12 protein-coding genes are annotated in these 9223 nt (G+C 63.7%); 8 read left to right on the top strand and 4 right to left on the bottom strand.

All coding sequences use genetic code 11. The features are described 5' to 3' along the window. From QM612_RS03805 to QM612_RS03790, 4 genes are all read left to right on the top strand, one after another. Positions 1 to 434 (top strand): helix-turn-helix domain-containing protein (locus tag QM612_RS03805; protein WP_415252567.1); only part of this gene is annotated, 434 nt, incomplete at its 5' end. Next, positions 434 to 1741 (top strand): sensor histidine kinase, encoded by a 1308-nt coding sequence (locus QM612_RS03800; protein WP_415252566.1) that lies wholly within the window; start codon positions 434 to 436, stop codon positions 1739 to 1741. The genes QM612_RS03805 and QM612_RS03800, both read left to right, overlap by 1 nt. A 139-nt stretch (positions 1742 to 1880) precedes the next feature. After that, complete coding sequence (locus QM612_RS03795; RefSeq protein WP_415252565.1) at positions 1881 to 2165, top strand: hypothetical protein; 285 nt, start codon at positions 1881 to 1883, stop codon at positions 2163 to 2165. After that, a complete protein-coding gene (locus QM612_RS03790; RefSeq protein WP_415252564.1) occupies positions 2162 to 2581 on the top strand; it encodes a type II toxin-antitoxin system VapC family toxin in 420 nt (139 codons plus the stop codon). Before QM612_RS03795 ends, QM612_RS03790 begins: the two co-directional genes overlap by 4 nt. An 85-nt stretch (positions 2582 to 2666) precedes the next feature. Here the strand turns inward: QM612_RS03790 and glmU are convergent, their stop codons facing one another. Further along, positions 2667 to 4034 (bottom strand): bifunctional UDP-N-acetylglucosamine diphosphorylase/glucosamine-1-phosphate N-acetyltransferase GlmU, encoded by a 1368-nt coding sequence (glmU, locus tag QM612_RS03785; RefSeq protein ID WP_415252563.1) that lies wholly within the window; start codon positions 4032 to 4034, stop codon positions 2667 to 2669. An 89-nt stretch (positions 4035 to 4123) separates the two neighbouring features. Here glmU and QM612_RS03780 point away from each other — a divergent pair, with 89 nt between their 5' ends. Continuing rightward, a complete protein-coding gene (locus tag QM612_RS03780) occupies positions 4124 to 4510 on the top strand; it encodes a GtrA family protein (RefSeq protein ID WP_415252562.1) in 387 nt (128 codons plus the stop codon). Positions 4511 to 4660: 150 nt separating this feature from the next. After that, the gene (locus tag QM612_RS03775; RefSeq protein WP_415252561.1) at positions 4661 to 4936 is read left to right on the top strand and encodes a hypothetical protein; all 276 of its coding nucleotides are present in this window, start codon (positions 4661 to 4663) and stop codon (positions 4934 to 4936) included. Positions 4937 to 4956: 20 nt separating this feature from the next. Here the strand turns inward: QM612_RS03775 and QM612_RS03770 are convergent, their stop codons facing one another. Then, entirely contained in the window at positions 4957 to 5259 is a 303-nt protein-coding gene (locus tag QM612_RS03770) for a helix-turn-helix domain-containing protein (RefSeq protein WP_415252560.1), read from the bottom strand. 38 nt (positions 5260 to 5297) lie between these two features. Between QM612_RS03770 and QM612_RS03765 the strand changes: the two genes are divergently transcribed. Beyond that, the gene (locus tag QM612_RS03765; RefSeq protein WP_415252559.1) at positions 5298 to 7031 is read left to right on the top strand and encodes a hypothetical protein; all 1734 of its coding nucleotides are present in this window, start codon (positions 5298 to 5300) and stop codon (positions 7029 to 7031) included. A 49-nt stretch (positions 7032 to 7080) separates the two neighbouring features. Beyond that, positions 7081 to 7746 carry a hypothetical protein gene (locus QM612_RS03760; RefSeq protein WP_415252558.1) on the top strand — a complete coding sequence of 222 codons (666 nt, stop codon included), beginning with the start codon at positions 7081 to 7083 and terminating at the stop codon, positions 7744 to 7746. Positions 7747 to 7868: 122 nt separating this feature from the next. On the opposite strand, the gene QM612_RS03755 is transcribed toward QM612_RS03760, so the two are convergent. Next, a complete protein-coding gene (locus QM612_RS03755; protein ID WP_415252557.1) occupies positions 7869 to 8294 on the bottom strand; it encodes a F0F1 ATP synthase subunit epsilon in 426 nt (141 codons plus the stop codon). A gap of 50 nt (positions 8295 to 8344) precedes the next feature. Continuing rightward, on the bottom strand, positions 8345 to 9223 hold an 879-nt coding region (gene atpD, locus QM612_RS03750), incomplete at its 5' end, for a F0F1 ATP synthase subunit beta (RefSeq protein ID WP_415252556.1).

Genomic DNA, 9223 nt, shown 5'->3' with positions numbered 1-9223 from the left:
TTGCCGAAGGCCGCTTCCGCGAGGATTTGTTCTATCGCCTCAACGGCATCGAACTGCGGTTGCCGCCGCTGGCACAACGCCCGCGCGACATCCTGCCGTTGGCGCGGCATTTTCTGCCCAATGGCAAACGCTTGGGCGAGGATGCACAGCGCGCACTGCAACGCCACACGTGGCCTGGCAACGTGCGTGAACTGCGCAACGTGATGCAGCGCGCCGCACTGCTGGCGCGCGATGCAGTGATCGCAGCAACCGATCTTGCATTGCCGGCAACATCGGAAACTGTCGGCATCGCTGGCGATGAACCCGACCGCACCACGATCGAAGCTGCACTCGCACGCAACGGCGGTGTGCTGGCACAGGCCGCCGCCGACCTTGGCCTGTCGCGGCAGGCCTTGTATCGCCGGCTGGACCGGCTCGGCATTCCGCGAAGCTGATGCGCGTCCTTCGCGTCCTGCCCATTGCTGTGCGCATGATCGCCATCGCGGTGGTTGGCATCGCCGCGACTGCCGCCGCCACCTGGCTGCTGTCGCGCTGGCTTCCGGTCTGGGCATGCGCGCTGATTGCTGCATGGGTGATCGGCAGCATTGTTGCCATCATCATCTGGCGCACACTGGTGCCGATGCGCGCCCTGTTCCGTGCGTTGGCCGGCACGGTTGCGAGTTACCGCGACGGTGATTTCAGCTTCGGCATCACCTGGGACAAGGCCAGCGATCTCATCGAACTGGTCGATGCCCACAACGCACTCGGTGATGCCCTGCGCGAGCAGCGGCTGGCGCTGGTGCAGCGCGAACTGCTGCTGGACACGATGGTGCAGAACACGCCGGTGGCGATGGTGCTGGTGGATGCAACGCGCCGCGTCGTGCTGGGCAATCTTGCGGCGCGGCGCATGCTGGGCGAAGGCAAGCGGCTGGAAGGCCGCGCCTTCGAGGACGTGCTGACGGCAGCCGATCCCGCCGTGCGCGACGCCTTCGAGCGCGGCGGCGATGGCATGTTCACCGTCGGCGAGGACGACGACGAGGACATTTACCACCTGTCGCGGCGCAGCTTCCGCCTCAATGGCCGCATCCACGAACTGGTGCTGTTGCGCCAGCTCACTGCCGAACTGCGACGGCAGGAAGTGCAGACGTGGAAGAAGGTGATCCGCGTCATCAGCCATGAACTCAACAACTCGCTGGCACCCATCGCATCGCTCGCGCATTCCGGCGCGGAACTGTTGCGCCGTGGCCAGCATGAGCGCCTGCCCGCTGCGCTTGCCACCATCGAGGATCGTGCGCGGCATCTGGAAGGCTTCATCCGCGACTACGCGCGCTTCGCCAAACTGCCTGCACCGCGCAGCGAGCCGGTGCCGTGGCGACCTTTCATCGCGCAGTTGCGTGCGCAAGTGGCATTCACCGACGAGTTGCAGCCCGAGGACGGCATCGCCCGCTTCGACACCGCGCAGCTTGAACAGGCGCTCATCAACCTGCTGAAGAACGCGCACGAATCCGGATCGCCACCGGATGAAGTGAAACTATCGGTGCGGCGCATGCCGGACGGCTGGCGGATCGAGGTGCTGGATCGCGGCAGCGGCATGAACGAGGCGGTACTCGCCAACGCACTCCTGCCGTTTTATTCCACCAAGCGCCATGGCACCGGGCTTGGGCTGGCGCTGGCGCGCGAAATCGCCGAGGCGCACGGCGGGCGCATCGCCCTGCTGAATCGACAGGGCGGCGGGCTGTGCGTGGCGATGGTGCTGCCATAGGGCGGAATTCATCCCACCACTGCTTGCACGTCGTTTGATGGGTTGATGGTGGGGTAAACCCCACCCGATGGGTTTTGCCGGGTTTGACATCGCCATCGTCTTGTCATAACTTTATGACAACCCATCCGGCCACACCGCCATGTCCAGCACTGACGTCCGCATCAATGCCCGCCTGACCGGCGAGGATGCCCTGCGCTACCAGCAGTTGCTGGAACGCAGCGGTGGCTCGGCATCCGACCTGCTGCGCGATGCACTGCGCGAATACCACGCCGCGCATCTGCGCCCGAAGCGCGACCCGCTGGCGCTGCTGGCCGGCTACATCGGCGCAGGCGATGGCCCGGAAGACCTGTCCTCCAACTACAAGGCCTACCTGACCGAAGCGCTGGAAGACAAGATTCCGCTGCGCGTGCAGGACGGCCCGTGATCCTTGCCGACAGCGGTTTCTGGATTGCATTGGGCAACCGCCGCGACCGCCACCACGCCGCCGCGCGCGCCGCTGCGCAGCGCTGGGCTGGCGAAGGTTTCGTCAGCACCTGGCCGGTACTGACCGAAGTGACGCACCTGCTGGTTGCCCGCATCGGCATGCATCAGGCGCTGGAGTTCATGGATGCCGTGGCACAGGGCGCTTGCACGGTACCGGAACCGCCAGACGATGCGCTGCTGCGCGCTGCCGCGCTGATGCGCCGCTATCGCGACTTGCCGATGGATCTGGCCGATGCCTCGCTGGTGATCCTTGCCGAACAACTGGGCGAAGGCCGCATCCTGTCCACCGACCTGCGCGATTTTTCCGGCTACCGCTGGAAGAACACGCGACCGTTCACCAATCTGTTGCTGTCGTAACGCGGGGTTTGCCTCACCTCATGGAAAGCGCGCGCCGTCGATTGCATGCGACGTGCCGAAATGCATCGGTGGGGTAAACCCCACCCTATGATTTCTTCACCGGCCTCTGCCAGCCTTCCAGCGTTGATTGCTTCGTGCGCGCAACGGTCAGCTTGCCGGCGGGCGCATCCTTGGTGATGGTGGAACCGGCGGCAATCGTCGCGCCTTCGCCGATGGTCACGGGTGCCACCAGTGCGCTGTTGGAACCGATGAAGGCCTTGTCCGCGATGGTGGTGGTGAACTTGTTGGCACCGTCGTAATTGCAGGTGATGGTGCCGGCACCCACGTTCACGCCAGCGCCGACGATGGCATCACCCAGATAGGTCAGGTGGTTGGCCTTGCTGCCCACGCCAATCGTCGTGTTCTTGGTTTCGACGAAGTTGCCGATGTGCGCGCCATCGGCCAGCACGGTACCGGGGCGCAGGCGCGCATACGGGCCAATCTGCACCGCGCCTTCGCAGCGCGCGCCGTCAATATCGCAATGCGCACGGACTTCCGTGCCTGCGCCCAGCACCGCATCCCTGATCCGGCAGAACGGGCCGATGCGCACGCCATCACCGAGTTGGACATCGCCTTCGAACACCACATCGACATCGATCTCGACATCACGCCCCACGGTCACCGTACCGCGAATGTCGATGCGCGCAGGATCGGCCACGCGCGCGCCATCCGCACACAGCTTGCGCACCTGCCGCGTCTGGTAGGCACGCTCCAGCTGCGCGAGCTGCCACGGATCGTTGGCACCTTCGGTTTCCAGCGGATCGGCGACGTGTACCATCTCCGCCGCGCTGAACTCCGCTGCTGCCTGCGCGAACACATCGGTCAGGTAGTACTCGCCCTGCGCGTTGTCGTTGCGCAGGTGTTCCAGCCAGCGCCGCAGCGCGGTGGATTCAGCGGCAAGGATGCCGGTGTTGACGGTGCGGATGCGCAGCTGCTCCTCGCTGGCATCCTTCTGCTCGACGATGGCACCGACGCGCCCTTCGGCATCGCGCAGGATGCGGCCATAGCCGGTGGGATCATCAAGATCGGCAACCAGCACCGCCAACCGCCCCGGCGCAGCCAGCAAGCGCTGCAATGTCTCCGCGCGGATCAGCGGCACGTCGCCATACAGCACCAGCACCTGCGCACCATCGGGCACGCCCGGCATCGCCTGCTGCACGGCATGACCGGTGCCAAGCTGCTGCGCCTGTTCCGCCCATGCAATGTCACTCTGCTCGGCGAATGCGGTACGCACCTGATCGCCACCGTGCCCATGGACGATGTGGATGCCGGCAGGCGACAGCGCGCGCGCGGCATCGACCACATGCGCCAGCATCGGGCGACCCGCGATCTTCTGCAGCACCTTCGGCACCGTGGATTTCATGCGCTTGCCCTCGCCGGCGGCAAGGACGATGACGTGCAGTGGTGCGCTCATGGAAGGTTTCCGGTTGGCATCGGCAGATTCTAGCGATTGCCGCATGCGCCCGGTGCATCGCCAGCGCGCATGCCGGACAATGCCCAGCCATGACCCTGCGCCGCCATGCTGCCTTTTACGCCGTCGTCGGTGGCCTGCAATGGCTGCTGGAATACGCGCTGATGCTGACGCTCAGCCAGTGGGTCATGCCGGTGGAACCGGCCAACGTGATCGGTCGCCTGTGCGGGGCGGTGCTGGGGTTCTGGTTGAACGGCAAATGGACCTTCGCCGCCGACGATACCCATGTGGGCCGGCATGCGGCGTTGCGCTTCATCGTGATGTGGGTCGCCCTGACCGCGCTGAACACCGGGATCGTCGCCCATCTGGACGATGCCTTCGGCCTGCGCACGGCGCAATTGCTCAAGCCCGCCGCCGACATGTTGACTGGCGGCATCGGCTTTTTGCTGTCGCGGCATTGGGTGTATCGCAAGCGTTGACGGCTGGGTGGCCTTCACCGCAGGCACGATCCAAAACGTGCAAAAAGCCGCGCCCTGAAGCAGGGCGGACTTCGCCCGCAATTCTGGGGTTCCAGACATGACGCCCGCCGGGTATTGGCGCGGCGTCATGGCATGCCCCGGAGCCCGAAGATGCCGCCCCATGAAGAACACCCGTCCTCCGTTGATGCCTTGATTGGGCAAGCAGTCGCATGGTCAAGCCGCAGCGGCTGGCCCACGCGCGAGGCCGATCTGATGCTGACCCGGGCCATCTGGCACAAGTTGCGAAGATGCCAGCTCTCGCCCACGGGTCGTGGTGAGGCCTTGCTGCGTCAACTGGAAACAGCGTTTGCCGCCACCGGGGGCGATCCCCTGTTTCGTGCGGTGCTGTGCCGTGTGGTGCTGCGGGCGGCAGGGTTGGACGAATGAATCCGATTGCCGGACTGCCGTCACTTCCCGCTGCGCGGCGTCCCGGTTCGCCTGGCCTGCGGCGCGCGCTTTTTTGGCAGTGCATCGGCCTCCTGCTGGAACGCGGCGATGAAGGACGCCATATCCACACCCATCGCGCGGCACAGTTCCAGCAGTTCAACCGCATCCAGCCGGCGCACGCCCCGTTCAACGTGGCTGATGAAGACCTGCGTCCGCCCGACGGCCTGCCCGAGGTCCGCCTGCGTCAAACCCGCATCTTCCCGCGCGCGCCGAAGGTGCTCGCGGAAAATCTCGTTCTCTTGGCGGTGGAGGGTCTTGGCCATAGTCGCGCAACAAGTGCGCGGCTACGCTATAGTCGCTTTTGTTATATACGATTCCGTTATTTATCGGGATCGCCCGGGCAAGCCATAGTCTGTCGCCGCCCGCATCGCAGCACCCGCAACCAGCAGATTCACAGACCTGTCGCAGGCGGTTCATGCCTGCCTTGCCGAGAACGCTCATGCCATCCAAATCCATTCGCGTTGCACTCTTCGCCTGCTGCCTGATGCCTGCATGGGCGCTGCTGGCGCAACCCGCCCCCGGCACCAATCAAGCGAGCGCAAGCACGCAGACCGAACCCACAAAGCCTGCGGCTGAAAACGATGTGCTGGCGAGATTGCAGGCGGGTGCCGAAGCCGGGGATGCCGAAGCGCAATTTGGTCTGGGGGCGGTCTATTACGACCAGACGCTTCCCGGTATCGAGCGCAATTACCCGCTGGCGGTTCAATGGTTCAGCCGCGCTGCCCAGAAAGGCCATGCGCCAGCCGAATTCGCCATGGGGCTTGCATACACTCACGGCAGCGGCGTACCCAAGGACGGGAACCAAGCCGCCATCTGGTACGAAAAGGCCGCAGCGAAGGGCCATCTGCCCGCCATGCACAATCTCGGCGTTCTCCTTTCGGACGGCAAAGCAGACCCGCCCGATGATCTGCGGCGCGCCATCAACCTGCTGCAAACGGCGGCAGATCAGGGTGATGCCGATGCGCAAAACGCACTTGGCGTTCGTTACGCATATGGCATTGGGCTAGCTCAGAACTACCAGCAGGCGATCCACTGGTACATCAAGGCTGCAAAACAGGGAGATCCCCGCGCGCAAACCAACCTTGGCATCCTTGCAGAAGACGGACTAGGCATGCCCAAGGATCACGCTGCCGCTGCGCGTTGGTATGAAATGGCCGTGGCCCGGAATCATGCGCCTGCGAAATGGCGGCTTGCCGATTTGCTGAGGAATGGCTGGGGAACCGCCACGGACTACGCACGTGCAATGAAGCTGTATCGCGAAGAGGCTGAAACTGGCGAAACGACAAACGGCGACTTCGGCATGGGCTACATGTACAGCAATGGGCTCGGCGTGCAAAAGGATTTGAAACTTGCACTGCAGCACTACCAGCGTGCAGCCGAGGCAGGAAGCACTGCGTCCATGTACAACGCGAGTCTGCTGCTTGACGAAAGCGACCCGCAGACAGCCTTCAAATGGAAGCTCAAGGCCGCCGAGCTTGGAGATGCCAGCGCACAAAACAACACCGGCGTTGCCTATTTCGAAGGCAAGGGTGTCGAACGCAATACGGCATCGGCGCTTTACTGGTATGCCAAGTCCGCGCAGCAGGGAAATGAACTCGCGATGGGGAACATCAAGGCGCTGCTGCCGGAGCGCAGCCATGCCACGGTTGCCAGCGCCAGCGCCAACCTGCGCGCGCAGCCTTCCACTGATGCCAAGGTGCTCATCAGCCTGCCCAAGGGTACCCGCGTGTATCCCATCGACACGCCCAGCCCGGGCTGGCGGGAAGTCTTCGTCGAGTCCGGCTACCGGCTTGGCTATCTGTCCGAAACCGTGCTGCAAACTCCGACACCCGCGCGTACGGCACAGGTGAGCGGCGGTAATGATCCCTGGCCGGCCAAGCCGGCACCACGCCCCGGTTACACCACATGCAACACGAATTGTCGCAACGGCGACTGCTACCGCGTGTATTCAAACGGCAAGCGCGTACGCTTTCAGGCGCAGCAGAAATGGAACCCGCTGACCAACCAGTTTGAATGGGATTCCGGCGGCTGCTGACGCGCCGGCCTCACTACGAGTGGCCTCACTACAACTGGAGTAAATGGTCATGCACAAGAACCTAGTGCTGCTTGGGCTTGTCCTGATGGTTGCCGCCTGCAACCCGACGGATCCATCCAGCAATAAAACCGCAGCAGCCAAACAGGCGACGGACAAGCCTTCCGCGCCGAAGGTGGAGCCGCGTGTCGCGCGCGCCGAGCCGGTCAACGCCATGCCGCTTGGGCTGGAACTTGGTTATTCCAATCTGGAAGGCGCGGAGCAGGTACTGGGCGTTCGCCCAACGCCCGCCATCGTTGATACAGATGCAGACGGCATCGCGGATACAAATGCAGACGGCGTTGTTTACGAGATCAACGGCAATGACCTGAACATCGAAGGTTTGCAGAAAGCGATGCTGATCTACGACCCCGAGGGAAACATGCAGGCGGCAATGCTGTTGTTTTCACGGGGCAACCGGATGGAAACCAAGGAGGTCGGCCAGGCGATCGGTACGCTCAGCAGCAAGTACCACCGGGTTCGCCAGAACTACAATTCCTTCATGGATTTTGGGAGTGCGGTGTTTGAACAGGGCGACAGTTGGGTGCATCTGGACGCCCCGCATGTATCGGACACGATGCTGCTGACCTACACCACCAAGACGTTCCGCACTCTTTTCGAGAACAACGTGCAAGCGCAAGCCGATCAAGCAAACGACCGGAAACAGAACGCGCTCTGAGATATTGCAGGCTGACGCATTGCCATGCATATCCGCATCTGGCTGACAGCTCTCCATCGAAGACGCAAAAACAAAACGCCGGCACTGGGCCGGCGTTTCAATGATGCGATATCGCGCGTCGATTAATGCTTGAGGTTCTTGCGCAGGCGTTCCAGTGCCTGCAACTGCGCCGTGACTTCGGCCAGGCGCTGCTGTGCTTCGGCCACGTCCATCGCTTCGCTGCGGTTGGCCAGCACGCGCTCGGCTTCTTCCTTGGCCTTGCGCACTGCCGCTTCGTCGATGTCCTCGGCGCGGATCGCGGTGTCGGCCAGCACCGTCACCACCGTCGGCTGCACTTCCAGGATGCCACCGGAGATGGCGAAGTCCAGCTTCTCGCCGCCCGGCACGGTCACCACGACCTTGCCCGGCTTCAGGCGGGTAATCAGCGGTGCATGCCTGGGCGCGATGCCCAGCTCGCCCAGTTCGCCAGTGGCGACGACCAGCTCGGCCTCGCCACGGAAGATTTCCTGCTCGGCGCTGACGATGTCGCAACGGATGGTGGATGCCATGTCTTTACCTTTCATGGGCAGGCATGGGGCCTGCCCCTACGTTATTACGATTACGCCGCGAGCTTCTTGGCCTTCTCGGCGGCTTCCTCGATGGTGCCGACCATGTAGAACGCCTGCTCCGGCAGGTGGTCGTACTCGCCATCGCAGATGCCCTTGAAGCCGCGGATGGTGTCCTTCAGCGAGACGTACTTGCCCGGCGAGCCGGTGAACACTTCGGCCACGTGGAACGGCTGGCTGAAGAAGCGCTCGATCTTGCGCGCGCGCGACACGGCCAGCTTGTCTTCTTCCGACAGCTCGTCCATGCCGAGGATCGCGATGATGTCCTTCAGTTCCTTGTACTTCTGCAAGGTCTGCTGGACGCGCTGGGCGGTCTCGTAATGCTCGTGGCCGATGACGTTCGGATCCATCTGGCGGCTGGTCGAGTCCAGCGGATCCACCGCCGGGTAGATGCCGAGCGAGGCGATCGAACGCGACAGGGTCACGGTCGAATCCAGGTGGGCGAAGGTGGTGGCCGGCGACGGGTCGGTCAGGTCGTCCGCGGGCACGTACACGGCCTGGATCGAGGTGATCGAACCGGTCTTGGTCGAGGTGATGCGCTCCTGCAGCACGCCCATTTCCTCGGCCAGCGTGGGCTGGTAACCCACCGCCGACGGCATGCGACCCAGCAGCGCCGACACTTCGGTACCGGCCAGCGTGTAGCGGTAGATGTTGTCCACGAAGAACAGCACGTCGCGCCCCTTGCCGCTGGCGTCCTTCTCGTCGCGGAAGTACTCGGCCATGGTCAGGCCGGTCAGCGCCACGCGCAGGCGGTTGCCCGGCGGCTCGTTCATCTGGCCGTAGACCATCGCGACCTTGGACTCTTCCGGCTTGTCCTGGTTGACCACGCCGGACTCGATCATCTCGTGGTAGAAGTCGTTGCCCTCGCGGGT

The sequence above is a fragment of the Thermomonas sp. genome (genome assembly GCF_047606765.1).
Taxonomy (GTDB): domain Bacteria; phylum Pseudomonadota; class Gammaproteobacteria; order Xanthomonadales; family Xanthomonadaceae; genus Thermomonas.
This window is presented reverse-complemented; position numbering and strand designations above follow the sequence as displayed.